Genomic DNA, 26,006 nt, shown 5'->3' on the forward strand with positions numbered 1-26,006 from the left:
GACGTGAGTGGCACAGCAGAATGGACCGCACGTCGCCATCGTCGGCGCTGGATTCAGCGGCCTGCTGACCGCCGTCAATCTGCTGAAGGCCTCGCCAGACGTGCGCGTCACCCTGATCGAACGGCGCGGCGTCTTCGGTCCCGGCACCGCCTATGACACCGGCAATCCCAACCACCTGCTGAACGTGCGGCTGGACAATATGAGCGCCTTTCCCGACCGGCCGGGCCACCTCGCCGACTGGCTGGCGGAACAGCCGTCGTGGCGCGCTCAGGACGGCTTCATCACCCGCGGCGTCTATGGCGAATATCTGCGCTTCCTGCTGGACGAGGCGCTGGACGACGCACCCGACCGGCTGAACCTCATCGGCGGCGAGGCCCGCTCCATCGATCGCCAGGACGACGGCTGGCATATCGTTACCAGCGACGGCGAGGTCACGGCCGATCAGGTGGTGCTGGCCCTGGGTAATCTGGAACCCGCCTCGCCCCCCGGCGTCGAGGCCGATGTTCGGAACTCTGCCGCCTATGTCGAGAACCCCTGGCGGTTCGACCCCCAGTCGGCCGGCGACGCGCGCAACGTCCTGCTGATCGGTTCGGGCCTGACGATGGTGGATGCCGCCCTGACGCTGCGCCGGCCGGGACGACGGCTGACCGCCCTGTCGCGTCACGGCCTCTTGCCCCGCGCCCACGCCACCGTTCCGCCGGGCGCCTATGCCGGGACCTTTGCCGGCAGCCCGGCCCAGATCCTGAAACAGGTCCGCGCCGCGACGGCGCAGGCCGACTGGCGCGCCGTCTTCGATACGTTGCGCCACTCGGCCCGCGACATCTGGCGCAGTTGGTCCCAAGTCGAGCGCAGCCGCTTCCTGCGTCACCTGCGCCCCCTGTGGGACGTGCATCGCCACCGGCTGTCGCCCGGCCCGGCGCGCGACATCCACTCCATGCTGGCGGGCGGCGAGCTGACCATTTTGGCGGGCAAGCTGACCGAGCTGAAGACTACCGACGTGATCGAGGTCTCCTGGCGTCCGCGCGGAAAAAAGCGCGCCATCAAGGAGCGGTTCGACCTGGTGGTGAACTGCACCGGGCCGCTGGGCGTGATCTCAAAGAGCACCGAGCCGATGATCCGCGACATCCTGGACAAGGGTTACGGCCGCCCCGATCCTCTTGGTTTGGGCTTGCAGGTCGATGACGAGGGCGGTCTGCTGGACGGCGCAGGCGCCCCGGCGCGTGGCCTTCACGCCATCGGCCCCCTGACGCGCGGCGCCTTTTGGGAGATGACGGCCGTGCCCGACCTGCGCGGCCAGGCCCGCGATCTGGCCGCACGCATCCTCGTGGACCGGCCCTAGACCCGAACAACCGACGCGTTTACCCTCCACACCCAACGCAATTGGGGAGGGCGACATGCAAGGACTGCGCACCGGCATGATCGGCCTGGCCCTGGCGTTCGCCTTGTCCGGCTTCACGCCCCAAACGGTCTCGGATTATCGCCTCGCCTCCGCCGACAAGGTGCGCATCGACGTCTTCGGCGAGGACGCCCTGGGCGGCGAGTTCGTGATCGAGGCGAACGGCCGGATCACCCTGCCGCTAATCGGTGAAATCCCGGCCGCCGGCCTGACGGTCGCCCAACTTCAGGACGCCGTCGCCCACGCCCTGCGCCAGGGTTATCTGAACCAGCCCCGCGTCACGGCCCAGGTCCTGACCTACCGCCCCATCTACATCCTGGGCGAGGTCAACCGGCCGGGCGAATACCCCTATGTCCCGGACCTGACTGTGCTGAACGCCGTGGCCACGGCCCAGGGCTTCACCTACCGCGCCAACACCCGCCGCATCTTCGTGCGCCGCGCAGGCTCGCAGACCGAAGAGCCCCAGCCGCTGACGGCCGACACGCGCGTCTCGCCCGGCGACACTCTGCGGATCGGGGAACGGTATTTCTGAAGTTCAGGCGTAGTTCCGCCCCTTACCGCCCCATAGCCGTCATCCTAGGCCTTGTGCCTAGGATCCAGAATCCCGGTCGGTGGTTATGGAACACGGACGGCGCCGTTCGTCTGTCCACGTCCATGTCTGAGTCTATGGACCTGGGCACAAGGCCTAGGATGACGGACTGGAAGAAGCCGCCCTCAGATCGGCATCGCCATGATTTCCTTGTAGGCGGAAATCACCTGGTCCCGGACCGAGATCACCGTCTCCAACGACGCCTCGGCCGAGCTCAGGGCCGTCACCACGTCGATCAGATTGCCCTGGCCCTGGACCGACTTCGTCATCTGGGTCTCGGCCGCGCGCGACTGCTGGGTCATGTCGGTCATGGCGTTCTTGACCAGGTCGGCGAAGCCGCCGTCTCCGGCGCCGGGCGCCTGCGCGGCTGTCGGCATGGCGCCGCCCTGGACGGCGGCATAGGCCTTGGCGGCCATCATCGGGTTCATGGCCTAGTCCTCAGCGCTTGATGATGTCGAGAGTGCGGCTCTCCATCACCCCCGCCGTCTCGATGACGTTCAGATTGGCCTCGTAGGCGCGCTGGGCCTCGCGCATGTCCATGGCCTCGACCAGGGTGTCGACATTGGGCCGCATGACGTAGCCCTGGGCGTTGGCCGCAGGATGCGACGGGTCGTAGTCCATTTTGAAGTCGCCCTGGTCGGGCCGCACCTCGGCCAGGGCCACGCCGGTCGCGCCGTCGATATCGCGTGCCTGGAATACCGGAATCTGGCGGCGATAGGGCTCGCCGCCGGGCGTGCGAGCCGTCGACTGGGCGTTGGCGATGTTCTCGGCGATGACGCGCATCCGCGACTGCTGGGCCTTCAGGGCCGAGGCGGCGACGGCCATGGCGCCGGCGTTCGGTGAAACGACGCGATCGGGCATTGATCAATCCTCCTCAGCCGCCGGGCCGCTTGGCGGCCATGCGGATCATGGACATGGATTTCTGGTAGAAGCCGATGGCGGCGTCATAGGACGAGCGGCTTTCGGCCATCTTCAGCATCTGCTCTTCGACCACGACCGAGTTGCCGTCCAGCGTGGTTTCCGAATCGGGCGACTTGGTCGGATCGAACCGCACCGGCGACCCCGCGGGCGCGATGTGGGCGGCGTTGGTGCGAACCATCTGCAGCCCCCCGCCCGACCGCATGGCGGCGGCGAAGTCGGTCGGCTGCTTCAGGTCGCGGCCGACGAAGCCGGGCGTGTCGGCGTTGGCCACGTTCTCGGCGATCACCCGCTGGCGCTCGTCCAGCCAGTTCAGCCGGCCCTTGATCTGGCTGATCAGGGAAATGTCGGCGACGCCCATAGCGATCTCCCGTGCGACGCGGATGCGTGCGATGGGCAGAAAATGCCGCCTCCATGGTTAATAACCCCTTATCTCAACGCCTCGTTAACCGTGGTGGTTAACATTCGCCGCCTAAGCGCCGACTGCGCGGGGCCTCAAAGCGTCATGAATTTCCTCGATCTCGTCCGGGCGGTCTTCGGCCTGGCCTTCACCCTCGGCCTGATCGGGATCGTGGCCTGGGCCGCGCGCCGCTATGCGCCCCAGCTCATGGCCAAGCTCAGCGCCGAACGCGGCGCCCGCCGGCTTCAGGTCGTCGAGACCCTGGTGCTGGACCCCGCCCGCCGCCTGGTCCTGGTCCGCGTCGATGACGAGGAACGGCTGATCCTGCTGGGCGAAGGCCGCGAGTTGATCGAGCCGCGCCAGCAGGGGTCAGAAAAATGAGCCGCCGCAACACCCCTCTCCCTCCCCGCTCCGGGGAGGGTCGTCGCGCAGCGACGGGGTGGGGGCGGCCTGGCAAGGCCGCACTGCCAGATGCCGGACAGGTCGGTGGGGCGTCGCCCTGCCGCCCCCACCCGACCTCGCTCCGCTCGGCCACTCTCCCCCGTCGGGGGAGGGAGAGCATCTTCAACACCCCCACCGGCGCCGAGCTGAAACGCGCGGCCCTGCTGTCGCTGTTCACCACCCTGGTCTGCCTTGCCTGGCCCGTCGCGGCCCTGGCCCAGCAGGCGGCCCAGTCCGGTTCGGCGCTCAACATCGACCTGGGCACCGGCGCCGGCCTGACCCAGCGCGTGGTCCAGCTGGTCGGGCTGATGACCGTGCTGTCGCTGGCCCCGTCCATCGTCATAATGACCACCAGCTTCGTGCGGATCATCGTGGTCCTGTCGCTGCTGCGCACGGCGCTCGGCCTTCAGCAGTCGCCGCCGAACGCCGTCCTGGTGTCCCTGTCGCTTTTCCTTTCCGCCATCGTCATGGCCCCGACCTGGCAGGACGCCTATGATTCGGGCATCCGTCCGCTGCTGGATCAGCAGATCGAACTGCCCCAGGCCTTCGATCAGGCGTCCGAACCTGTGAAAACCTTCATGCTGGCCCAGGTGGACCGCGGCGACCTCGCCCTGTTCACCCGCCTCAGCAAGATCGAGCCGCCCCAGAACGTTCAGGAACTGCCGCTGCGCGTGGTCACGCCGGCCTTCATGATCAGCGAGCTGAAGAAGGCGTTCGAAATCGGATTTCTTCTTTTCGTTCCGTTCCTTGTGATCGATCTGGTGGTGGCCAGCGTGCTGATGTCCATGGGCATGATGATGCTGCCTCCGGTGGTGGTCTCCCTACCGTTCAAGTTGATCTTCTTCGTGCTGGTGGACGGCTGGCGACTGGTCGCCGGAAGCCTGGTCGAGAGCTTCCAGCGGGCGTCCGGTACCGGATAATCCCCCGCCCCATATGGCTTTCCGCGTCATAGGCGCTTGCAAAGCTAATCAAAATCCGTGTTGATCCCCCGGTCCTCGCCCTGAATCGGGCGACTAACACTGGAAACGCTTCTTATGACCACTCAAGCCGAACTGATCGCCGCCGTCGCCAAAGACGCCGGTGTCTCGCAGGCCGACGCCGGCAAGGTGCTGACCGCCATCGTCGAAAACATCCACTCGACCCTGAAGTCGGGCGGCGACATCCGCATCTCGAACCTGGGCGTCTTCGACACCGCCGCCCGCGCCGAGCGCGAAGGCCGCAACCCGGCCACCGGCGCGACCATCAAGATCGCCGCCTCCAAGGCCGTGCGCTTCCGCGTCTCCAAGCCGCTGAAGGACGCCGTCAACGGCTAAGCCTTTTCGGTCCCGCCAGGCGGGATCGGCGATGCAAGACGGGCGGGGGTCGCGATGCGATCTCCGCCCGTTTCAATTTTAGGCGGCGGCCTTGGCGTCGGCTTCCTTGCGGAACGCCTGTTTGGCGCTGTTGACCCAGCCGACGAAGGTGTCCGCCTGACTGGACAGGTTGGCGAAATCGCCCGCACCCGCCACGCCAGACAGATTGTCGTCCAGGGCCACGCGAAGCGCTGCGGCCGACCGCGCTCCGGCGACAAAGGGCCCATAGCGCGCGTTCAGCCTTTGCAGGGCCGCCCGGTCGCCCGCCAGCGAATAGCCGACGCCCGCCCGGATCAGCCAGCTTTCCTCGGCCGGCGTCAGCGCCCCCGCCGTCTTGTAGCGTTCGCCCAGCCGCGCCTCGTACACCGGCGCCGCGTCGGCCCACTTCTGCTGCTTCCAGAAGATGTCGGCCCGCACCTCGCGCGCCGGGTTCGACTGGTCGCGGTCCAGCACCTCCAGCGCATGGTCGAACCGGCCCAGGTCCATCAGGGCGCGCGCTTCCAGCGCCCGGCGCTCGCTGTTCATCGCATTGGGCAACAGGGTGGTGCGCGAGCCCCAGATGGCCTGCAACGCCTTCTCCGGCTGGCGGTCCATCAGATAGACGGTAGCCAGGTTGGTGGCGACCTGGGCCTTGGCCACCCCGTCCAACCGCTCGTCCACCTGGTGTTTCAGCAGTTCGGCGGCCTGGTCCAGCAGGTCGACGTCGATCAGGCGGCGCGACAGGCGGCGCACCATCTCGTCCCCGTCGGCCCCGATGGGCGTCAGTTCGCGGAAATCATAGAACAGCGCCAGCGCCTGCACCGGCTGCAACCCGTCCGCCGCCCCTTCCAGGAACAGGGCGCGGAAGGCGTTGGATTGATCGGCCTGGACCTCGGCCGCGCCCGGTACGCCCGCCATCCGCTTGCCCGCCCCGCGCAACGCATCCAGCGCCTCGCGGTATCGCCCCTGTTGCAGATAGATGCCCGACAGCTTGCGCACGACCGCCATCTCGGTCGCATCCCCGCGCCAGCGCCACTTCAGCTGCTCCAGCTGCGCCGTCGCCTGATCCGGCGTGATCGCGCCCTTGTCCAGCTCCAGGCTGATGGCGCCCAGTTTGGCCGGCGTGGCGATCCCGTCCAGCGGCGCGCGGGCCACGGCCTTGTAGACCGCCAGCGCCCGGTCCTTGTCGCCGTTCAGGTCGAACATACGCGCCTGCACCAGCCGCGCCGTCAACTGATCGACGGCCGGGGCGTCCTGGCTGAACACATAGGCCAGCAACTGCTGGGCGGCGGGCAGGTCGTTCAACTGGATGGCGGCCATGGCGTGGGCGGCGCCGAAACGCGCGCGCCATTCCTTGGGGAAGTCGTCGATGACCGAGGCCCCAGCGGCGAAGTTGCGCCGCGCCCCCTCCCAGTCGCCCATCTCCGAGGCGATATAGCCCAGCCAGACCTTGGTCGCCGGGTCGTTGGTCAGGGCGGCGCCCGAGAAATCGACCTGGGCCTCTTCCAGCCGCCCGATGCCGACGCGCGCCACGCCGCGCAGGCCCCGCACCTCGGGCTCGCCCTGCAGATTGGGCGCCTTGGCGATCAGGGCGTTCAGCACGCCGATGGCCTCATAGTTCAGGCCCGACCCGACCAGGAACCGCGCCAGCGCCATCCGCGCCTCGATCGGCGCGCGCGGATTGTCGCTCGCCGCGATCGTCTCCAGCCCCGCCGCATCCTGCAGCCGGCGATAGCGATCCGAGAACCCCGCCTCGCCCGTCGTCGCCCAAGTCTCGTCGATCAGGGCCGGATGGGCCGCCCGCTTGGGCGCGTCGGCCGCATGGTCGCCGGTCTCCAGCCCCGCCGTCGGCGCCGACAGCGTCAGCCCCTTGGGCCGGCTCAGCGTCACCAGATCGCCCGCCGCCTCGATCTTCAGATCGTCGGCCCCGGTCTCGACCGCCAGGCCTTGCGCCGTCGGGATCAAGGCCAGATCGACCGTGCGGCGTCCCCCGGCATACCCCTTGCCGGGCGCCAGCGCCGTCACCGCCGCAAATCGGTCTCCGACCAGCGGATCGGTCAGCCAGATCGCCTTGGTCGCCCCGGCCATCTGCGCCACCAGCACCGGCGCGCCGTCGTCGGATCGGCCGACATCGACGCCCTCGACCGCCGCCTGGACCCCGCCAATGGTCACAGTCCAGGTTCCGCCCTGGCCCTGGGCCGAAACGCCCAGACCTTCCGGCGCGGTGATCCGCATGGCGGTATAGCCCGGCCCCGCCGCCCAGTGCGCGTCCTTGGCCGGCCCCAGAGCCTTGGCACCGGTCATATCCATGCGCGCGGCCGTGTCGAACACGATCCAGACCGCATCGCCCCGACGGAAGACGGCGGCCCCCACAGGCGCGCCCCAGTCGAAGGTCAGGACGGTCTTTTGTTCGCTGGATTCTGCCTTGACCGGCACCACGGCCTTGGTCGTCTCGGGCTTGGCCGCATCCGGCCCCTGCGGCGCCTTGCCCGGCGCATAGAGGTTCAGCCACACCGCCCCGTCCGCGACGCCGGAGCGGGCGTCCGCCCCCTCCTCCAGCGTCAGGATCAGGTCCGTGCCGCCCGCCCGCGCCATCCGCGTCTCGACCGACTTCACCCCGGCGGGCGGATCGACCCTCAGGCGCGACACGTCGGGCGCGGCGGTCGTGCCCATCCGCACCACGACCTTGTCGCCCTCGCGGCTGATGCGCGACCGCACTCCGATGACGCCGCCGAATTCGACCCGTGTGAAGGTGTCGTTCTGGCCGATGCTGATCGACAGCGGGTCGCGCGACCGGCCGACTTCCTGGGCCAGCGGCGCCATGGGCGCGAACACGACGGCGCCCGCCGTGGCGGCGGCCACAGTCGTCTTCAGCATGCGCTTGGTCGGCGAGGCCCCGGACATATCTCCCGACCCATGCCCCACAAGGCCTTTAATCGCGGTTAACCGCCGTTCACCGTAGTTCTACGGATCTGACCGCTTTTTTCCTTTCGTCATCCTCCGGCAAGCCGCGTCTTCGCGGCGCAGACCGGGGGAGCCAGCGGCGCCGAAGGCGATGCGTCCGCCCCACCACGTTTGAAAGATCGCACCGCGACAACTTCGCGCTCCCGCGCGCCGCTGGCTCCCCCGGTCTCGCTGCGCTCGCCGGAGGATGACGAAAGAAAAGGAAACCCTTGCCCGCTAGGACAACCGGTCCACGCGACAACGTCATCTCAAACGCCCATATTGACCCCATGACCGATTACCCCCGCCTCAGCACTCTCAAGACCGGCCTGGCCTGTCGTTGCCCGCGCTGTGGCAAGGGGCCGCTGTTCAAGGGGTATCTGACGCTTCAGACCGACTGTCCCGCGTGCGGTCTCAGCTACGCCTTCGCCGACCCGGCGGACGGCCCGGCCTTCTTCGTCATGTCGGCGGTGGGGATCATCGGCATGATCCTGCTGATGGTGTTCGACTTCACCGTCCACCCGCCGATCTGGGTCCATCTGGTGGTCACCCTGCCGATCCTGATCGCCATGTGCCTGGGCTGCCTGCGCCCCTTCAAGGCCTGGCTGGTCGCCGAACAATACATCCACAAGGCCGCCCCGCCCGAGTTCTCCTCGAACGGCAAGCACGGCCCCTTCTAGGGTTCGATCACCGTCAGCTCGGGCCAGCGCCCTCGGGCATTCTTGACGGTCTTCGCCCACCCCTTGGCCAGCGGCCTGTTCGGATTGGGCCGGATGGTCATCGAAAAAACGTCGTCCAGCCCGAACGGCGCGGCGACGCTGATCGTATCGTCCCCTTCCAGCCGCACCCCGACCGCGAAGGTCGGCGCCACGAACCGCCCCAAGGCCTCATCCGTCGATTCCAGCGCCTCATAGGGTTCGCCGAACCGATCCTGGAACCACAGGTGCACCCGCGCCTGGTTGCGCACCTCGACCTGGCTGCGGAACGGTTCGTCGAAGGCGGCGGCGACCCGTTTGATGACGACGTCCTCGGCGTCGTAGGACAGGTCCGACCCGTCGAAATAGGCCAGGTCGTAGTCCTTGATCCCGTACCTCGCCGGCCGCCCCGTCTTCACATTCCAAACCGCCTGATACACCGCCCCCGACACCAGCCGCCAATCCGGCAGGTCCAGCGCCCGCACCGTCGTCAGCACATGCATCAGCCCGGCGTCGGCGCGCACGAGGTCGGTCAGCCGCGCCTCCAGAGCGCTCACCCCCGCACAGGCCAGCCGTGGTCCAGCGGCCCGTGTCCGCCGCCCAGGCCCGGCGCGCGGCGGATCGCCTCGCCGACATAGGCCCAGGCCTCGGCCACCGCGACCTCCAGCGGCCGGCCCAGCGCCAGCCCGGCCGCGCAGGCGCTGGCCAGGGTGCAGCCGGTGCCGTGGGTGTGGCGGGTGTCGATCCGTTCGGCCTCCAGCACCGTCTCGCCGTCTGCGGTCATCAGCAGGTCGATCACCGTCGGCCCCGACACATGGCCGCCCTTCATCAGCACCGCCCGCGCGCCCATGGCCAGCAGGGCCTCGCCCGCCCGCCTCTGGCCGTCCAGATCGTGGACCGCGAACCCCGTCAGGGCCTCGGCCTCGGGCGCATTGGGTGTCAACAGGGCCGCGCGCGGGATCATCAGCGCCTTCACCGCCTCGACCGCCGCATCGGGCAACAGCGGATGGCCGCCCTTGGCCACCATGACCGGATCGACCACGGCCGGGGCGTCGGCTTCGTCCAGCAGGGCCGCGACCGTCTCGACCACCTCGACCGAGCCCAGCATGCCGGTCTTGAACGCATCCGTGCCGATGTCTTCCAGCACCGCCCGCGCCTGGGCCGCGATCAGGTCCAGCGGCAACGGATAGACCCCGTGGACCCCCAATGTGTTCTGCACCGTGATCGCCGTGATTGCCGTGGCGGCGTAGCCCCCCATCATCGTCACGGCCTTGATGTCGGCCTGAATGCCTGCGCCGCCGCCGCTGTCGGACCCGGCCAGGATCAAGACGCGTCCTTGATGAAGCGCACTCATGCCGCCGCTCCCGAAAACAGTTTCAGCCCGACGATGCCCGCCACGATCAGCAGGATGCACACCCCCCGCACCGCCGTCGCCGGCTCGCCATAGACCAGGACGCCCACCACGGCCGCGCCCACCGCCCCGATCCCGGTCCAGACCGCATAGGCCGTGCCGATCGGCAGCTTCTGCGTCGCCACCCACAACAGGACCATGCTGCCTGCCAGCGCGACCAGAACCCCCAGCGACGTCCACGGTCGGCTGACGCCAACGTTCTTGAGACCCGACGCCCACAGGACCTCCAGCAGACCGGCGACGACCAGCGTCGCCCACGGATTGATCGACATCACCCAGGACATGACGACCAGATGGAACAGGCCGCCGTCATGAGCAAGCCGCGATCAGACCCCGAGAGGCCCCTTGAAGATGAAGAAGGCGCCCAGGCCGATGAAGGCGAACCCGACCAGATGGTTCACCGTCAGCTTCTCGCCCAGATACAGCACCGAGAACCCGGCGAAGACCAAGAGGGTGATCACCTCCTGCATCGTCTTCAGCTCGGCCGGCGAATAGACCTGGATGCCGATCCGGTTGGCCGGCACCGCCAGCCAGTATTCGAAGAAGGCGATCCCCCAGCTGGCCATGACCAGCAGCCACAGCGGCTTGTGCTCGAACTTCAGATGCCCGTACCAGGCGAAGGTCATGAAGACGTTCGACAGGGCCAGCATGACGACGGGGGCGATATAGGAACCGAGGTTCATGGCGGCAGACCGAGGTTGTTGCTGTCGTCGCCTCTACACCGGCTGCGACCGTCCGTCGCGGGGCTTCAACCCGCCGCCCTGACCGCCGCCTGAACCTTCAACGCCTGCACCGTCTCGCGCACGTCATGGACCCGCACCATCCGCGCCCCGCGCCGCACGCCTTCCAGCGCGAGCGCCAGCGACCCGCCCAGCCGGTCGGTCGCCTCGACCGCCGTCTGATCTATGGCCTGGATCGTGCGCTTGCGGCTGGCGGCGTAGAGCACCGGGAACCCCAGATCGACCAGCGCCCCCAACCCCGCCGTCAGCGCCATATTGTGCGCCAGGGTCTTGCCGAAGCCGATGCCCGGATCCAGCCAGATGCGCTCGCGCGCCACCCCCGCCGCTATCGCCTCCTCGGCCCGCCCGCGCAGATAGTCCCGCACCTCGCCGACCACGTCGTCGTATCGCGGGTCCGCCTGCATCGTCCGCGGCTCGCCCTTCATATGCATCAGCACCACGTCGCAGCCCAGGTCGGCCGCGACGGCCAGACTGTCCGGCGCATGGCTCAAGGCCGTCACGTCGTTCCACATCGTCGCCCCGGCCGCGACGGCGGCGCGGGCCACGGCCGGCTTCATCGTGTCGACGCTGATCATCCCATCCCACCGCGCGCGAACGCCGGCGATGACCGGCGCGACCCGGTCGATCTCCTCGCCCTCGCCCACCGGCTCGGCGCCCGGCCGCGTGCTCTCGCCGCCGATGTCCAGCACGTCCGCCCCTTCGGCGACCAGCCGAATGGCCCGATCCACCGCGCCTTGCGTCGAGGCCCACCGCCCCCCGTCAGAGAAACTGTCGGGCGTCACGTTGACGATCCCCATCACCTGAACCGTCATGGCGTCCTCCCGATCAGTCCGCCCAGCGCCTCCAGATAGGCCGCGAAGGCCTTGCGCCCCGCAGCCGTGATCGACACTCGCGTCAGGGGCTTGTTGTTCACGAAGCTCTTGGCCACGGCGACATAGCCCGCCTCTTCCAGCTTCTTGATATGGACCGACAGATTGCCCTGCGTCGCCTCCAGCACCGTCTTCAGCTCGGTGAAGTCGGCGGCCTCGGCGTCGGCCAGATAGACCATGATCCCAAGCCGCATCCGGCCGTGGATGACCTCGTCGATCTTGCCGAGATCGTTCAGCCCCATGGATCAGCCGACGTCCGCATCGACGGCGCGCGTCTGCAAGGCCGCGCGCGTCATGATCCAGCCCGGCCCGGCGAAGAGCAGGAACAGGGCGGCGGTGCAGACATAGAGGTAGATTTCGCCATGCCGCACCAGCAGGCCCAGCGCCACCGCCGTGATCCAGCCGCCGATCGACGCCGCCAGCATCCAGGGCTTCTTCTTCAGGTTCCAGGCCACGAACCAGGCCGCCGACTGCAGGGCGAAGATCATGGCGGGATAATAGAGCCAGATAGCGAAGTCCCCGTCCCGCCGCGCGCCGAAGCCGAAGACGATGACGATGGCCAGATTGGCCATGCCCGCGCCGCTGAAGGCCGCGTTCAGCGTCCGCGTCACGATCGGCCCCGCCGTGCCCGCCTTGCGGTCCTCGCGCACGGCCCACATCAGCACGATGAAGAAGACCACGGTGATCGCGACGATGAAGGCCAGGTTGGCCAGGTCGGGCCAGCGCACGACGCCCCACATCTGGCCGACATGGAACAGGCACTGAAGCCCATACAGCAGGCCGCCGGCTAAATAGGCCACGCCCAGCGTCAGGGTCGCCTTGGGATTGTTCCCGCCCTGGACGATGGCCTTCAGAAAGGCCAGGTCGGCTTCGGGCGTGCTGCGAGAGTTGTCGGACATCGGGTGATTCCTGTGCGACCGGCGCACGTTCTCGGATGAACGCCGCCGTCGGGGTTGGCAAGCTATTCGGCGGTGACCAGGGCGGGCGTCGGCTTTCTGCGCCACGGCACGCGTCGCCCGTTCAGCCAGCGCCCCATGAAACTGTGGCGGATCAGCAGTTCATAGCTGGCGACGGATACGGCCAGCACGCCGCCGACGACGAGCACCAGCTTGACCGCCCACGGCAGGGTCCAGTCCTGCACCAGCACCTGCGCCGCCATCACCAGCGGCAGATGGACGATGTAGATCCAGTAGGAGGCGTCGGCGACATAGCGCCGCGCCGCGCTGTGACCCGAGCAGAACCGCAGGGCCAGCCCCATGGCTGCAAGGGCCGAGGCGTAGGTCGCCACGCCGAACGCCGCCGCCGTCATGGCCTTGGTCACGGGATCGGTCATCGGGGTCAGCACCGGGTTCGGCCCGCCCGCCAGCATCAGGGCCGCAACCCCGGCGGCGACCGCCAGCCCCAGATGGAGCGCCCACAGGCGCTTGATCCGCTCCAGCAGATCACGCCGACGATCCAGCAGGGCGCCGAGCCCGAACGCCAGGCCGAACGCGACCAGGGCCGCCGGATTGGGAACCAGCCCCGCATCCGGCGTCGGCACGCCGAAGAAGGCGAGCCACTTCGGATGCAGCCACAGCGCCACGGCCAGGGGCGCGCCCAGAACGAACGGTCCCAACGGCCCGATCAGGCCGCCTGTCGCCCGATCCACCGCCCGGCCCCACGCCCCGTTGCGATCCAGCGCCTTGAACGACGCGCGCAGGATCAGCATGCCGGCATAGAGGATCAGCAGCACCCACAGGAACCACAGGTGGGTCAGCGGCATGTTGGTCCAGTCATATTTGGGCGGCGGCGGCGCATCGGCGGCCGTCAGACCGTTCAGCGACGCATTCCAGATCACCACGGCGATGATGGCCGCCAGGGCCACGCCCCAGAAGACGCTCAGCGGCCCGGCGATGCGGATCATGCGGTTCTTGATGAACTGCCACACCCCCATCCGCCTAACCATCATGTGCGCGAACAGACCCGCGATCACGAAGAAGGTCGTCATCCGAAACAGGTGGATGGCGAAGAAAAGACCGCTGGCCCAGACGGACCTCTGGTCGTCCGCGACGATCCAGATCTGCGTCGGAAAGAACGACAGGGCGCCATGCAGCACCACCCCAAGCAGCAGCGCCCCACCCCTCAGCGCATCGAGCCCGTGCAGGCGCTCGGATTGACCCGTTTCAAATGCCGACATGACGACCCTCCCACTATGGAAGCCGCCATATCTCACAGACTTGTCTGTGATTCAAACTTGTTCGCTATATCACCACACAGCCCTCATCCTAGGCCTTGTGCCTAGGATCCAGACTCCCGGTGCGTGAAGTGAGGCAGGGGCGGCGACGTGCAGTCATCACCACCGCCTGAGTCTCTGGATCCTAGGCACAAGGCCTAGGATGACGGCGTGGGGAGCAGAGCCTCGTCCCGACGTCGCCGCCACGCACCGGCTCTCCACCCCAACGAAAAACCCGCCGGGAGATCGCTCTCCCGGCGGGTCCATCTTCAGATCAGGCTTCGGCTCAGTGAACCGTCGGCACGCTCGTCGCGGCCGGCGCGGCGACCGGGACCTCGATGTCGGTTCCGTCCGACACCGGCGTCACCGGCACCGAGACCGAAGGCCCGGCGTTGGGGAAGTTGTTCTCGTCGCGGTTCGGCGCGACACCCTTCTCCAGCAGGTCCTTGATCTCTTCGCCAGACAGGGTCTCGTATTCCAAGAGGGCCTGCGACAGCTTCTCGTGGTGATCGGCCTTGGTCGTCAGGATGGTGCGCGCCTCGTCCCAGCCCGAGGCGACCAGGCGACGGACCTCCTCGTCGATGGTGCGGGCCGTCTCTTCCGAGACGTTCTGGCTGCGCGCGACCGAGTGGCCCAGGAAGACTTCTTCCTGGTTCTCGCCGTAGGCCACCGTGCCCAGCTTCTCGGAGAAGCCCCAGCGCGTGACCATGGCGCGCGCCAGCTTGGTCGCCTGTTCGATGTCCGACGAGGCGCCCGAGGTGATGTTCTCCTTGCCGAAGATCAGCTCCTCGGCGACGCGGCCGCCGGCCATGATGGCGATCCGGTCGATCATCTGCTGGTATTTCATCGAATAGCGGTCGCCTTCCGGCAACTGCATCACCATGCCCAGCGCCCGACCGCGCGGAACGATGGTCGCCTTGTGCACCGGGTCGGCCATCTTGACGTTCATGGCGACGATGGCGTGACCGGCCTCGTGATAGGCGGTCAGGCGCTTTTCTTCCTCGTTCATGGCCATGGAGCGACGCTCGGCGCCCATCAGCACCTTGTCCTTGGCGTCCTCGAAGTCGCGCTGGGTGACCATGCGACGGTCCTTGCGGGCCGCCGTCAGAGCCGCCTCATTGACCAGATTGGCCAGGTCGGCGCCCGAGAAACCGGGCGTGCCGCGCGCAATGGTCTTGGTGTTGACGTCGGCGGCGAGCGGCACATCCTTCATGTGGACGCGCAGGATGCGTTCGCGACCCGAAACATCCGGGTTCGGCACCACCACCTGGCGGTCGAAACGGCCGGGACGCAGCAGGGCCGGGTCCAGCACGTCGGGACGGTTGGTGGCGGCGATCAGGATGATGTTCTCGGACGCTTCAAAGCCGTCCATCTCGACCAGCAGCTGGTTCAGCGTCTGTTCGCGCTCGTCGTTGCCGCCGCCCAGGCCGGCGCCGCGATGGCGACCCACGGCGTCGATCTCATCGATGAAGATGATGCACGGCGCGTTCTTCTTGGCCTGTTCGAACATGTCGCGCACGCGGCTGGCGCCGACGCCGACGAACATCTCGACGAAATCCGAACCCGAAATGGAGAAGAAGGGCACGCCGGCCTCGCCTGCGACCGCACGGGCCAGCAGCGTCTTGCCGGTGCCGGGAGGGCCCACCAACAGGGCGCCCTTGGGGATCTTGCCGCCCAGGCGCTGGAACTTGCCCGGATCCTTCAGGAAGTCGACGACCTCCTGCAGTTCGTCCTTGGCCTCGTCCACGCCGGCGACGTCGTCGAAGGTCTTCCTACCCTTGTGCTCGGTCAGCAGCTTGGCCTTGGACTTGCCGAAGCCCATGGCGCCCTTCGCCCCGCCCTGCATCTGGCGCATGAAGAAGATCCACACCCCGATCAGCAGGGCGATGGGCAGGATGCCCAGCAGCAGGCTCATCCAGATCGACTGGCCGCCCGACTTGGCGTCGATCTCGACGTTGGCCGCCAGCATCTGGGCCACCAGCTGTTCGTTGGGATAGACGGTGGTGGAGGTGAAGCGTTCGCCGCTCTTCAGCTCGCCGTTCACCTTGTCCAGACGAATGGTGACTTGCTTGACGTCGCCGGCGTTCACCCGCTGCACCAGTTGGGAATAGCTCATCACTTCGGGTTTGCCGCCGGCCGGCTGGCCCGCAACGCCGTTCATGGCCCCGCCCTGGGACAGGGCCGCATAGCCCGCCAGAAGCGCCAGGATGATCACGCCGGTGATCGCCAGATTACGCAGATTCATTGAGGTCCTCGGTCGTCCGCGAACCCGGATGGGTCGACGGTCTGGATGTGTCTGTCTGGGAAAATAGGAGCTTAATCAGCGTTACGCTATCGGGTGGCGGAAATCAGGTCGTCTTCGTGCGTCGTTTCGTCCAGCGCTAGCCTGAGCCGTTCCGCGACAAGCGCGCGCCGTTCGACCCCTTCGCCTGCAAGAACCGGCGCCAGAGCCCCGTCCCTGATCAACACAGGCCAGGCCCCGCGCGTCGCCGCCGGCAGGCGATTTATCTCGGTTCGGTCGGCGTCCGACAGGCTCGCCAACCGCCCCCGCGCCGCCTCGACCGACCAGCCGGGGTGTTCGGCGCGAAAGGTGAACCGCCCGTCCCACACCGCCTCGACGCCGGGCGTCAGCACCTGCGGCGCCGTCCCCCGCCGCCCCAGATCGCCCGCCTCGCGCATGACCCGCACCGCGTCGCCGGCCGCCTCGATCCGCGCGCCGCACAGGGTCGCGGCGAAATTTTCGCCCGCCCTCAGCCGCGCCGTCAGAGCCTGCAACCGCGCCCCACGCGGCGGCGTCGCCCCGCCGCCGACACAGACCAGGGCCGCCGCCAGCGCCCGCGCCCCTATGTCGCGGCGCACATTCACCATCGCCTCGCCGTCCATCGTCGGCCGGCCGCCAGCCAGAGCCCGCGCCTCTTCCGGTGCCGGGGGCGCCGCACCCGCCAACGCCTGCCGCGCCCGGCTGCGCCCAAATTTAGGATCGACGTTGGCGGGATCCTCGATCCAGTCCGCCCCCTGCCCGGCCAGCCAGTCCCGCAACACCGCCCGCCGCTCGCCCAACAGGGGCCGCAGCAACATCAGCCCTCGTCCCTGCGGCCAGGCCGGCGACGGCGACCATTCGCGCACCCGCCCCAGCGTCGAGCCTTCGCTTCGCATCAAGTCGGCCTCGGCGATATCGTCGGCAGTCTGGGCAAACAGCACGACCCGCGCCCCCGCCTCGCGCGCCGCCTGCGCGATCAGCCCATGCCGCGCCGCCCGCGCCGCCGCCGTCAGCCCGGTCTGCGGCTTGTCCCCATCCCAGCTCAGCCCGCACCAGTCCGCCCCCGCCGCCCGAGCAGCCTCAGCCGCGAACGCGGTCCAGCCGCCGCTCTCGGGGTTCAGCCCATGATCCACGGTCAGGGCCAGCACCGACCGCCCGCGCGCCCGCGCCCACTCGGTCGCCAGTCGCAACAGGGCGATGGAATCTCCGCCCCCCGACAGGGCCAACGCCACCGGCCGCCCCGTATCCCGCGTCAGTCGTGCATCCAGCCGCGCGAACGCCCGCGCCGTCAGATCGCCTTCGTCGGGCGTCAGGCGCACCCGCCCGTGGTCTTCAACTGCGCCGCGCGCGCCTTCTGCGGGTCAGAGGCGGCGGGTGCATAGCGGCGCGTGAACTCACCCAGGGCGGCGCAGCCCTGCGGTTTCCTCTGTGTCGCGAACAGGGCGTCGGCCAGTTTCAACGTCGTATCCGCCGCCCAGCCGATACGCGGCCAGTCCTTCAGCGCGGCGGCGTAATAGGGCACCGCCCCCGCCTTGTCGTTGGCCGCGACCCGCAGGTCGCCCAGGCGAGAGTTCGCCTCGCGCGATTGCGGCGTATCGGGCCAGGCCGCGATCACCGTCTCCAGCGCCCGCTCGCCCCGCGGCCGGTCGCTGGACAGCAAGGCCACCGCCGCCGCCAGATCCCGCGTCGCATCCCCGGTCGGCGAGGTCGCCTCGATCGGCGCATTCAGCTCGGCCGCCGTCTCCAGCTTCTGCATCCGGGTCTCGGCGTCTCTCAGACGGGTCTGCAGGGCCTGGTTGTCGCGCGTCGCCTCATCCAGCTGGAAGGTCAGCCGTTCGTTGTCGCCATTGATCCGGCGCACCGTGGCCTCCAGATCGCCCAGCCGCCGGTCCATCAGGGCGAACTGTCCTTGCAGGGTCACCACCTCCGGGTCCGGCTCGACCAGCACGGGCTGACCTGCGGCGTTCCTCTGGGTCAGGGCCCGCTCCAGCCGGCGCACATTGCGGTCCAGCTGGTCCAGGCGGCGATTGTCCCACTCGGTCCGCTCCATGATGTTGGGCTGAACCTGTTGCGCGACGGCGCCGCCGCCGATCAGGACGACCCCGAGGGCGGCGGCGGCGAGAAGGTGAACACGAGAGATCGAGAGCTTGGTCATACCTCTAGCTTTCACCGATTTGGGGCCGCCGCAAGGCCGAGCTAATGCCCCAGCCCCAGATAGACGATGGCCGTGACGAACAGGCCCACCACGATGTTGCAGAACATCAGCAGCGCCGCCGTCCGCCACAGGGCCGAGAACCAGGACAGCGAATAGGCGCCCTTCATCTGGGCGAACATATGCACTGGCACCGCCAGCACCCCGACCGTGATCACGATCCGCCCCAGCCAGCCCGCCAGCGTCGCCGAAAGCACCATCAACATCAGCAGCATGGCCATGAAGGTCAGCGAATACAGGACATAGACCCCGTGGTCGTACAGGGTGAACCCGCGCTTCCACAGGAACAGCAGGGCCACGAACGGGATCGACAAGGGCACCAGCAGGAAGGCGAACTTGTACATCGTCTGCTGCAACTTGTAGAGCGCCAGGTCCGGGTTCTGCAGCTTCTTCAGCACCGTGGCGCCGACGCCGTGGCCTTGCTTCTCGGCATCCTGGCCCATGACCTTCAGCTTGGTCTCGCCGCCCTGGCCGGTCGCCATATCCTTGATGCTGGCCTGCCAGCTTCCGGGCTTCAGCCCGTCCGCGCGTCCGTCGCGCTGTTCCGCTTCCAGCCGTGTCAGCGCCGCGCGCCGATCCTGAACCAGCTTCTGAGCCGTACCCAGCGCCATCTGCGTCGCTGAATCCGGCCGGGCGCCGCTATCGGCCCGCACCTGGGCCAGGGCCGTTTCGGCCTCCGTCAGGTTTTCGCGCTGGGCGGCGATCCGTTCGCTCATGTCCGCCCCTTCGCCGGTCTTGGATTCCGGGTGCGGCATGAAGCTGAGCGCGAAGAACATCACGAACAGGGTGAACAGGAAGATCGCCAGCGGCGAGACATAGCGCGACCGCTTGCCCTCGACCCATTCGCGCGTCAGCCGGCCAGGGTTCAGCCACAGCAGCGGCAGGGTGCGCCAGATGCGGGCGTCGAAATGCATGACCCCGTGCAGCAGCTCTTCGCCCAAATGCAGCAGGGTGCGGTGGACATGGGTCGGCTGACCGCAATTGGCGCAGAAGTTGCCGCTGGTCTCGGCGCCGCAGTCGGAACAGACGCCACGGGCGTGGTCCTCGCCCGCCTTGCCCGTCGGCATCTCGATCGCGCCCGCGACCAGGCCGCCCGTGACGACGGCGCCCGCCCCTTCGATGTCCATGTCCTGATCCCCCGATCCCTGTGGCCACGTTCTTGCCGCTCGCCCGGCGTCAGGACAAGCGCCGAAACGAAAAGAGGCGCCGGCCTTTCAGCCGACGCCCCTTCGCTCAGTCTTGCCAGCCGGTGGTTAGCGCGGCGCGCCCGACACGATGGCGGTGTGGGCGTTGCGGTTGCGCGCGAACGAATCCTCGCTCGACCCTTCGGCGATGGGCCGTTCCTTGCCGAAGCTGATGGTGTCGATCCGGCCCGCCGGAATGCCGCGGTTGATCAGATAGGTCCGAACCGATTCGGCGCGGCGGGCGCCGAGCGCGAGGTTGTATTCGCGCGTGCCGCGTTCGTCGGCGTTGCCTTCGATGCGGATCGTCACCGACGGATAGCGTTGCAGCCACTGGGCCTGGGCGTCCAGGCGCGGCATGGCCTCAGGACGGACCTCATAGGAATCCAGGTCGAAATAGATGCGGTCGCCCACGTTGACGACGAAGTCCTGTTCCGAGCCGGGGACCGACGAACCCAGGTTTCCGCCCGACACGGGGCCGGTCGGGGCGGTCGGATAGGCCGGACCCGTCGGTTGCGTCGTGCCGTCGTTGGGGCCAGGCACGCCGGTCTCGACCGGGGGCTTGCGGGTGCAGGCGGCCATGGCGGCGACGGCGCAGCCCACCATCGCCAGCTTCAGAATGCGGGAAGTCTTCATGGGGTCGTCTCCTGACGGTGTTTCTTATGCGAGGCGGCGGTCCTCAAGCTTGGCGTTACTGTCTGCCTTGGGCGATTTTTCGGCGCCAGAGGCGATAACGCACAGTTGAGCTTTAAGGCTCCGACGTGATCGGGATGGGGTGGCTCAGGCCGGGCAGCTGTCCGCGCCCTGCCCAAAGCCCAGATTGGTCGGCGGGCGGTCCAGCAACGGCGACCAGGCGGGGTCGGTGCCGCGCCCGTTATAGCCCGCCTGGGACACCACCCGACCCGACAGGTCCACGGTCCACAGACGCGTGTCGCCGCCGCGTGTCTGGCGCGCGAACATGACGTAACGGCCGTTGGGCGCCCAGTTCGGGCCTTCCTCGAAATAGCTGGACGACAGGATGCGCTCGCCCGATCCGTCGGCGTTCATCACCCCGGTCGAGAACTGGCCCCCGCCCTGTTTGGTGAAGGCGATCAGATTGCCTGTCGGGCTCCAAGACGGCGCCGTATAGAGACCGCCGCCGCGCGAGATCGGCCGCTGGCCCGATCCGTCCGAGCGCATGACATACAGGCGCGCCGACCCCGAACGGTCCGAGGTGAAGACGATCTGGCTGCCGTCCGGGCTGAACGAGGGCGAGGTGTCGATGCCGGGATCGGACGTCAGTCGCGTGATCTGACGGCTGCGCAGGTCCATCACATAGACGTCGGTATTGCCGCCCCGGATGATCGAGAACGCGATCTTGTTGCCGTCGTTGGAGAAGCGCGGCGCCAGCACCTGCCCGTCGAACTCGCCCAGGCTCTCGCGCCGGCCGGTCGTCAGATTGTACAGATAGATGCGGCTGTAATCCTTGCCCAGCGCCACATAGGTGATCTCGTCCGGCTGCGACAGCGAGAAGCGCGGCGACATGATCACCTCGTCGCCCTGCGTCAGATAGGTCGGGTTGAACCCGTCCTGGTCGGCGATGGTCAGGCGGTTGATGCGGTTCAACTGCGTGCCCTCCTCGGACACGAAGATCACGCGGGAATCGAAGAAGCCGCTCTCGCCCGTCATCCGCTGATAGATGACGTCGGAAATCTTGTGCGCGATCCGGCGCCACTGTTCCTGGGTCGCGGTGAACTGATAGCTGACCAGCTGGCACTGGCGATACGGGTCATACAGGCGAAAGCCCACGTCCAGCCGCCCGTCGCCGCGCGTCGTCACACCGCCGTACAGCACCGCCTGCGCCCCGATCTGGGTCCACTGCGGAAAGTTCGGCGCATTGGCCAGCGTCAGGCCGGTCTCGATGAAGCTGGACGGATTCAGCGGCTCGAAGAAGCCCGACCGCTTCAAATTGCCGCTGACCACGTTGGAAATGTCCGACCCGTGTGTCCCCGCAAACGGCGCGACCGCGATCTGAAGCGGCCGCAGCACGCCCTGATCGATCTCGACCTCGACGGGCTGGCTTTGCTGAGGCGTCTGGGCCGCCGTCGTCAGAGGCGCGGCCAAGGCCAGGGCCGTCACGGAGGCCAGAAGAAGGTTCAGACGCATCAGATGCTCCCATAAGTCTCGAAGGATCGCCGCCCCTTATCGCCGGGCCGTTCGACTTTCGCCAGCTTCACGGGGAATGGGGCGACATTCGGGACGGCGACGATCACATTGATGCTTGATGCGTGATGCATTATGTTGTGGTTATGCGCACCACCCTCGCCATCGACGACGACGTGCTGAACGCGGCGCGAGCCATCGCGGTCCAGACCCGCACCTCCGTGGGCGAAGTCATCTCCGATCTCGCTCGCCGCTCGATTACCCAGGCCAAACCCGAAAAGCCGCCCGAGTTCCGCAACGGGATTCTCCTGCTGCCGCACCGCAAAGGCGTCGTTGTGACGACCGAGCAGATCAACGCCTTGCGCGACGAACTGCCTTGATCGCGCTGCTGGACGTCAGCGTCCTCATCGCACTGATCGATCCGTCGCACACAGAGCATCTTAACGCCCACGCCTGGTTCGCACGTGAGCACAGGGCCGGTTGGGCGACCTGTCCTCTGACCGAGAACGGCGTCCTTCGAATCCTCAGCAATCCCAAATATCCGAACTCGCCGGGCGCACCGGCTCAGGTCCTGCCCGCGCTTCACTCCCTGCTGAGCCAACCCGGCCATGCCTTCTGGCCCGACGACATCAGCCTGCTCGGCGACGCATTGATCGCACAGGACCGCCTGCTCACATCAGGCCAGTTGACGGACACCTACCTGCTCGCCTTGGCCGTCTCGAACGGCGGTCGGCTGGCGACATTCGACCGCCGCCTGGCGCCCGACGCGGTCACAGGCGGCAAGTCGGCGCTGCATCTCATCGCACCTGACGCCTAACGATTTCGGCACGCCCGTTCTGTGTTGAACGTCGGGCGATAGACGCCGCCGGGGAAGCCCTGCGGCACGTCGAACGGCGCGGTCTGGCGCAGGGCGCGCAGGGCGCCGTCGGCGGCGGCGCGATAGACGCTGGTGGACTGGGCGTTGATCAGGCTGGGTCCGCGCGTGATCCGCCCATCCGCCGACAGGGTCAGCTCGACCTGGATCCGCAGCTGGTCCGCGCCGGGGATGTCGCAGGGCAGGATCCAGTTCGGATAGACCTGATTGAAGATGGCCGTGATCTGCGGCCCGGTCGCCTGTGACGCCGTGCCCGCTCCCTGTTGTCCCGTCGCCGGTCGTCCGCGATTGTTGGTCGGGCGCGTGGGCCCGGCCAGGGCGTCCAGATCCAGACTCGGCTCGGGGCGTTGCGGCGCCGGGCGGGCGGGCGCGGGCGTCGCCGGGCGTGGATTGGTCGGGGCCTTGGTCGGCGGCGTGGGCGTCGCAGGCTGAGGCCGGGGGGGCGTAGGGCGCGGCGGGGTCGGACGCGGCGTAGGGGTCGGTGTCGGCGCGGGCGTGGGGCGCGCGGGCGTCGGACGGGGTGGCGTGGGCGTCGGACGTGGCGCAGGCTGGGGCGGCGTCGGTTGGGGCGTGGGCGGCACGGGGTCGGGCTGCTGCACCGGCGCGGTCGCGGCGTCGTCGGGCGAGGGTTCGGGCTGCGGATTGTCGGCCGGCGCCGCCTGGATCACCTCTTCGGATACGATGGTCACCGGCACCGAGGCGACCAGCGGCGTCTCCTCTTCGTCCGCCTTATGCGAGAACGTCACGAAGGCGAGCGCGATCACCCCGGCGTGCAGGGCGAGGGATCCGAGGATGGCCGGGCTCGGACGACGCAAGGGGCTCAGGCCTCCGGCGCCGTGTCGGTGATCAGGTTCAGCTTGGTGAAGCCGGACGCGCTCAACCGCGCCATCACCCGCGCCACCGCCTGATAGGGCGCACGCCCATCGGCCCGCACGAACACCGGCCGCTCGGACGCCTGTTCCGCGCCCCCGGCCTCGGTCTGCAAGCGCGCCGACAGGGCGTCGAACGCCGTCTCGCTGTCGCCCACGAAGATGGCGCCCTGCTGGTCGATGCTGACCGACAGGGGTTCCGACTTGATCTCGACCGCGCTGGCCTCGGTCTTGGGCAGTTCGACCGGAACCCCCACCGTCAGCAACGGCGCCGAGATCATGAAGATGATCAGCAGCACCAGCATCACATCCACCAAGGGCGTGACGTTGATCTCGGTCAGCGGGCCTTTGCGCCCCCGCCGTCCCCCCCCTCTGGCGCGACGCCCGCCGCCGCTCGAACCACCGCCCAGCGCCATGGCTCAGCCGCCCCGCTTCAGGCTGAGGTCGCTGGACGGCGCGGGCGGGGGCGGCGGAGCCGACGGGCTGCCCAGGCGGCGCGCCACGGCGGCCTGCAGGTCGTCCGCAAACGCCTCCAGCCGGTTCGAGAACTTGCCCGCATCGATCGAGAACTTGTTGTAGGCGATATAGGCCGGGATGGCCGCCGCCAGGCCGATGGCCGTCGCGAACAAAGCTTCCGCAATGGCCGGCGCCACGGTCGTCAGATTGGTGTTGCCCGCCGCCGCGATCCGCCCGAACGCATTCATGATGCCCCAGACCGTGCCGAACAGGCCGATGAAGGGCGAGGCCGTCGCCACGACCGACAGCACGCCCAGCCCGTTCTCGATCCGCTGGCTCTCGCGCGAGATCAGGCTGTTCATCGCCCGGTCGATGCGGGTCATCAGCAGGTCGCCCTGGTGTTCGTTCAGCGCCCCGCGCTGACGCGCCTCGCGCCAGTCAGACAGGGCGATCACCAGCATGCGCGGCAGGGCGTGGTCCGGCGCAGGCCCGGCCTGGGCCGCCACGTCCTCCAGCGACCGACCCGACTGCACCGCCTTTTCGAAGTCGTCGGCCTGTTTGTTCAGCGCCGTGAACCGCACCGCCTTGTCGATGATGATGGTCCACGACCAGATCGAGGCCGCCGCCAGCCCGATCATCACCGTCTTCACCACCCAGTCGGCGGTCACGAACAGCTCGACGGGGTTCATCATCGAGGCGTCGACGGGCATTGTCATTCAGGCGCTCCGGGCGGAATCGAGTGGGTTCACGTTCTCTTCGACCCAGCGGACGTGACCATTGTGTGGCGTCCGGCCCGTTTAGCTCCGACCCGACCGCCCGTCATCTGACAGGCGCGTCATAACGGTTAACAGAGGGTTATTCCGTGCCCGATCTGCGGCTCGGATCGACCGCTACCGACACCGGGGCCCCGACGCTGATGATCACGCCCTCGTGGCCTTCCTTGGCGATGGAATAGGTGGCGGCGTCGCGCAGCAGCTGCTCTTCGCACAGACGGTCTCCGGCCCGGCCCAGTTCAGCGCAGCCCCGCTTGGCCGCATCGGTCCAGCCCAGCACCCGGCGCGTCGCCGCCTCGGCCCGTTTGATCGCCGCCTCGTCCTCTGCGGCGGCTTGCGCGATCAAGGCCTGACGCGCCCCCTGCTGATATTGCAGCTCGGCCTGGCCCGCCATCTTGCGTTCCCAGACCTTGTAATACGGACAGCCCACCAGCCCGCCGCCGACCAGCAGCAGGAACAGCAGGACCGTGACGATCACCGCGCTAGTGGACATCTTGTAGGTTTCTGTGGCCACGACATTTCCCCCTCGTTTCGGAACGATTTTAGAGGAATCAGCGACGCCCGACAGCCCCCTCTCTTCCGCTCATCCCGGCGAAAGCCGGGACCCAGCGCTTTGGGCGAAGGTTGTCTGAGATCAAAAGTCGGTGGTCATCCGACGCACTGGAGATGCGACAGAACTGGGGCCCGGCTTTCGCCGGGATGAGCGGGAAGGGAAAGTCTAAACCTTGCCCGCGCCCCCGCCCGCCGCCAGCCAAGGCGTCACCTTCTCGACCAGCCCCTTCGAAGGCCGGCGCGGCCGGCCGTCCAGATGAATGCAGACCGCCGTCACCTCGGCCCGGCAAAGCACCTCGCCCGCCCGCTCCACGCTCTGGCGGATGATCAACCGCACCCCCTTCACGCTCTCGTAGATGGTCCGAACCACCAGGGCGTCGTCGATCCGCGCGGGCTTCAGATATTTGATGTTCATCTCGGCCACCACGAAGGCCAGCGGCTCGGCCTCTTCCAGCAGGTCAGCGTGCCCCACACCGATGGCGCGCAGGAAGTCCGACCGCCCACGCTCGAAATAGCGCACATAGTTGGCGTGATAGACCAGGCCGGTGAAATCGGTGTCCTCGTAATAGACGCGCACCGGCAACAGGTGGTCGCGCCCCTCGAAACGGCCGGCGGTGGGTTGGTCGATGCTCATCCGGCTACTCTAGGGCATTCGGCGGTTGAATTGGACCGGCCAACTCATCAGCGCCGTTCAGAACAAGGTTCATCACAGCGATCACGACGAGAGCACGAAGAACACGAC

The 26,006-nt window shown here is 68.1% G+C and carries 31 protein-coding genes; 8 read left to right on the forward strand and 23 right to left on the reverse strand.

Annotation, left to right across the window (positions count from 1 at the left end; genetic code table 11):
• Positions 1 to 7: 7 nt before the first annotated feature.
• Both WC597_RS07225 and WC597_RS07230 read left to right on the forward strand, forming a co-directional pair.
• Positions 8 to 1,339 (forward strand): FAD/NAD(P)-binding protein, encoded by a 1,332-nt coding sequence (locus WC597_RS07225; protein WP_372692656.1) that lies wholly within the window; start codon positions 8 to 10, stop codon positions 1,337 to 1,339.
• A gap of 55 nt (positions 1,340 to 1,394) precedes the next feature.
• Positions 1,395 to 1,928, forward strand: coding sequence for a polysaccharide biosynthesis/export family protein (locus WC597_RS07230; RefSeq protein ID WP_372692657.1), 534 nt, complete (start codon positions 1,395 to 1,397; stop codon positions 1,926 to 1,928).
• 182 nt (positions 1,929 to 2,110) lie between these two features.
• Here the strand turns inward: WC597_RS07230 and fliE are convergent, their stop codons facing one another.
• From fliE to flgB, 3 genes are read right to left on the reverse strand one after another with little or no spacing between them, the layout of a single operon-like run.
• The gene (gene fliE, locus WC597_RS07235; protein WP_159846359.1) at positions 2,111 to 2,413 is read right to left on the reverse strand and encodes a flagellar hook-basal body complex protein FliE; all 303 of its coding nucleotides are present in this window, start codon (positions 2,411 to 2,413) and stop codon (positions 2,111 to 2,113) included.
• Between the two features lie 10 nt (positions 2,414 to 2,423).
• Positions 2,424 to 2,846 (reverse strand): flagellar basal body rod protein FlgC, encoded by a 423-nt coding sequence (flgC, locus tag WC597_RS07240; RefSeq protein ID WP_372692658.1) that lies wholly within the window; start codon positions 2,844 to 2,846, stop codon positions 2,424 to 2,426.
• A 13-nt stretch (positions 2,847 to 2,859) separates the two neighbouring features.
• Positions 2,860 to 3,264, reverse strand: coding sequence for a flagellar basal body rod protein FlgB (gene flgB, locus WC597_RS07245; protein ID WP_372692659.1), 405 nt, complete (start codon positions 3,262 to 3,264; stop codon positions 2,860 to 2,862).
• Positions 3,265 to 3,408: 144 nt separating this feature from the next.
• Between flgB and WC597_RS07250 the strand changes: the two genes are divergently transcribed.
• The 3 genes from WC597_RS07250 (at position 3,409) to WC597_RS07260 (ending at position 5,057) form a co-directional block, all read left to right on the forward strand.
• Entirely contained in the window at positions 3,409 to 3,684 is a 276-nt protein-coding gene (locus tag WC597_RS07250) for a FliO/MopB family protein (RefSeq protein WP_372692660.1), read from the forward strand.
• Complete coding sequence (fliP, locus tag WC597_RS07255; protein ID WP_372692661.1) at positions 3,681 to 4,664, forward strand: flagellar type III secretion system pore protein FliP; 984 nt, start codon at positions 3,681 to 3,683, stop codon at positions 4,662 to 4,664. The genes WC597_RS07250 and fliP overlap by 4 nt, the downstream gene beginning before the upstream one ends.
• A gap of 114 nt (positions 4,665 to 4,778) precedes the next feature.
• On the forward strand, positions 4,779 to 5,057 hold the full coding sequence (locus WC597_RS07260; protein WP_087120554.1) for an HU family DNA-binding protein: 279 nt from the start codon (positions 4,779 to 4,781) through the stop codon (positions 5,055 to 5,057).
• 78 nt (positions 5,058 to 5,135) lie between these two features.
• On the opposite strand, the gene WC597_RS07265 is transcribed toward WC597_RS07260, so the two are convergent.
• Complete coding sequence (locus WC597_RS07265; protein ID WP_372692662.1) at positions 5,136 to 7,979, reverse strand: tetratricopeptide repeat protein; 2,844 nt, start codon at positions 7,977 to 7,979, stop codon at positions 5,136 to 5,138.
• Between the two features lie 329 nt (positions 7,980 to 8,308).
• Here WC597_RS07265 and WC597_RS07270 point away from each other — a divergent pair, with 329 nt between their 5' ends.
• Positions 8,309 to 8,698 carry a DUF983 domain-containing protein gene (locus WC597_RS07270; protein WP_372692663.1) on the forward strand — a complete coding sequence of 130 codons (390 nt, stop codon included), beginning with the start codon at positions 8,309 to 8,311 and terminating at the stop codon, positions 8,696 to 8,698.
• On the opposite strand, the gene WC597_RS07275 is transcribed toward WC597_RS07270, so the two are convergent.
• The 14 genes from WC597_RS07275 to tolB all read right to left on the reverse strand — a co-directional run bounded on the left by WC597_RS07275 (position 8,695) and on the right by tolB (position 21,743).
• Positions 8,695 to 9,216: a nucleotidyltransferase family protein gene (locus WC597_RS07275; RefSeq protein WP_372692743.1), complete on the reverse strand. Its 522-nt coding sequence runs from the start codon at positions 9,214 to 9,216 to the stop codon at positions 8,695 to 8,697. The two genes, WC597_RS07270 and WC597_RS07275, sit on opposite strands and share 4 nt — an antisense overlap.
• 50 nt (positions 9,217 to 9,266) lie before the next feature.
• Complete coding sequence (gene thiD, locus WC597_RS07280; RefSeq protein WP_372692664.1) at positions 9,267 to 10,067, reverse strand: bifunctional hydroxymethylpyrimidine kinase/phosphomethylpyrimidine kinase; 801 nt, start codon at positions 10,065 to 10,067, stop codon at positions 9,267 to 9,269.
• Positions 10,064 to 10,408, reverse strand: coding sequence for a multidrug efflux SMR transporter (locus WC597_RS07285; protein WP_372692665.1), 345 nt, complete (start codon positions 10,406 to 10,408; stop codon positions 10,064 to 10,066). Before WC597_RS07285 ends, thiD begins: the two co-directional genes overlap by 4 nt.
• Before the next feature lie 42 nt (positions 10,409 to 10,450).
• On the reverse strand, positions 10,451 to 10,807 hold the full coding sequence (locus tag WC597_RS07290) for a DMT family protein (RefSeq protein WP_372692666.1): 357 nt from the start codon (positions 10,805 to 10,807) through the stop codon (positions 10,451 to 10,453).
• A gap of 65 nt (positions 10,808 to 10,872) precedes the next feature.
• A complete protein-coding gene (gene folP, locus WC597_RS07295) occupies positions 10,873 to 11,676 on the reverse strand; it encodes a dihydropteroate synthase (protein WP_372692667.1) in 804 nt (267 codons plus the stop codon).
• Positions 11,673 to 11,975: a winged helix-turn-helix domain-containing protein gene (locus tag WC597_RS07300; protein ID WP_372692668.1), complete on the reverse strand. Its 303-nt coding sequence runs from the start codon at positions 11,973 to 11,975 to the stop codon at positions 11,673 to 11,675. The genes folP and WC597_RS07300 overlap by 4 nt, the downstream gene beginning before the upstream one ends.
• A 3-nt stretch (positions 11,976 to 11,978) precedes the next feature.
• Positions 11,979 to 12,632, reverse strand: coding sequence for a hypothetical protein (locus WC597_RS07305; protein ID WP_372692669.1), 654 nt, complete (start codon positions 12,630 to 12,632; stop codon positions 11,979 to 11,981).
• A gap of 62 nt (positions 12,633 to 12,694) precedes the next feature.
• Positions 12,695 to 13,909: an acyltransferase family protein gene (locus WC597_RS07310; protein WP_372692670.1), complete on the reverse strand. Its 1,215-nt coding sequence runs from the start codon at positions 13,907 to 13,909 to the stop codon at positions 12,695 to 12,697.
• Positions 13,910 to 14,231: 322 nt separating this feature from the next.
• Positions 14,232 to 16,190 (reverse strand): ATP-dependent zinc metalloprotease FtsH, encoded by a 1,959-nt coding sequence (gene ftsH / locus WC597_RS07315; protein WP_372692672.1) that lies wholly within the window; start codon positions 16,188 to 16,190, stop codon positions 14,232 to 14,234.
• Between the two features lie 86 nt (positions 16,191 to 16,276).
• Complete coding sequence (gene tilS, locus WC597_RS07320; protein ID WP_372692674.1) at positions 16,277 to 17,524, reverse strand: tRNA lysidine(34) synthetase TilS; 1,248 nt, start codon at positions 17,522 to 17,524, stop codon at positions 16,277 to 16,279.
• Positions 17,515 to 18,360 (reverse strand): tol-pal system protein, encoded by an 846-nt coding sequence (locus tag WC597_RS07325; RefSeq protein ID WP_372692675.1) that lies wholly within the window; start codon positions 18,358 to 18,360, stop codon positions 17,515 to 17,517. The genes tilS and WC597_RS07325 overlap by 10 nt, the downstream gene beginning before the upstream one ends.
• 41 nt (positions 18,361 to 18,401) lie before the next feature.
• Positions 18,402 to 19,544, reverse strand: a complete 1,143-nt coding sequence (locus WC597_RS07330; RefSeq protein ID WP_372692676.1) for a DUF3667 domain-containing protein — start codon at positions 19,542 to 19,544, stop codon at positions 18,402 to 18,404.
• 126 nt (positions 19,545 to 19,670) lie between these two features.
• Positions 19,671 to 20,234 carry a peptidoglycan-associated lipoprotein Pal gene (pal, locus tag WC597_RS07335; RefSeq protein ID WP_372692677.1) on the reverse strand — a complete coding sequence of 188 codons (564 nt, stop codon included), beginning with the start codon at positions 20,232 to 20,234 and terminating at the stop codon, positions 19,671 to 19,673.
• A 144-nt stretch (positions 20,235 to 20,378) separates the two neighbouring features.
• Positions 20,379 to 21,743: a Tol-Pal system beta propeller repeat protein TolB gene (gene tolB / locus WC597_RS07340; protein WP_372692678.1), complete on the reverse strand. Its 1,365-nt coding sequence runs from the start codon at positions 21,741 to 21,743 to the stop codon at positions 20,379 to 20,381.
• A 143-nt stretch (positions 21,744 to 21,886) separates the two neighbouring features.
• On the opposite strand from tolB, the gene WC597_RS07345 reads away from it, so the two are divergent.
• Positions 21,887 to 22,120, forward strand: coding sequence for a CopG family transcriptional regulator (locus WC597_RS07345; RefSeq protein ID WP_372692679.1), 234 nt, complete (start codon positions 21,887 to 21,889; stop codon positions 22,118 to 22,120).
• Positions 22,117 to 22,557 carry a TA system VapC family ribonuclease toxin gene (locus WC597_RS07350; RefSeq protein ID WP_372692681.1) on the forward strand — a complete coding sequence of 147 codons (441 nt, stop codon included), beginning with the start codon at positions 22,117 to 22,119 and terminating at the stop codon, positions 22,555 to 22,557. The genes WC597_RS07345 and WC597_RS07350 overlap by 4 nt, the downstream gene beginning before the upstream one ends.
• On the opposite strand, the gene WC597_RS07355 is transcribed toward WC597_RS07350, so the two are convergent.
• The 5 genes from WC597_RS07355 to ybgC all read right to left on the reverse strand — a co-directional run bounded on the left by WC597_RS07355 (position 22,554) and on the right by ybgC (position 25,898).
• Positions 22,554 to 23,429: a hypothetical protein gene (locus tag WC597_RS07355; protein WP_372692682.1), complete on the reverse strand. Its 876-nt coding sequence runs from the start codon at positions 23,427 to 23,429 to the stop codon at positions 22,554 to 22,556. The genes WC597_RS07350 and WC597_RS07355 overlap by 4 nt on opposite strands.
• 5 nt (positions 23,430 to 23,434) lie before the next feature.
• Positions 23,435 to 23,899 carry an ExbD/TolR family protein gene (locus WC597_RS07360; RefSeq protein ID WP_372692683.1) on the reverse strand — a complete coding sequence of 155 codons (465 nt, stop codon included), beginning with the start codon at positions 23,897 to 23,899 and terminating at the stop codon, positions 23,435 to 23,437.
• A 3-nt stretch (positions 23,900 to 23,902) separates the two neighbouring features.
• Complete coding sequence (tolQ, locus tag WC597_RS07365; protein WP_372692684.1) at positions 23,903 to 24,655, reverse strand: protein TolQ; 753 nt, start codon at positions 24,653 to 24,655, stop codon at positions 23,903 to 23,905.
• 139 nt (positions 24,656 to 24,794) lie between these two features.
• A complete protein-coding gene (locus WC597_RS07370; protein WP_372692685.1) occupies positions 24,795 to 25,226 on the reverse strand; it encodes a hypothetical protein in 432 nt (143 codons plus the stop codon).
• 204 nt (positions 25,227 to 25,430) lie between these two features.
• A complete protein-coding gene (ybgC, locus tag WC597_RS07375; protein WP_372692686.1) occupies positions 25,431 to 25,898 on the reverse strand; it encodes a tol-pal system-associated acyl-CoA thioesterase in 468 nt (155 codons plus the stop codon).
• Between the last annotated feature and the right edge of the window lie 108 nt (positions 25,899 to 26,006).

The organism is Brevundimonas sp., assembly GCF_041648115.1.
Taxonomy (GTDB): Bacteria; Pseudomonadota; Alphaproteobacteria; order Caulobacterales; family Caulobacteraceae; genus Brevundimonas.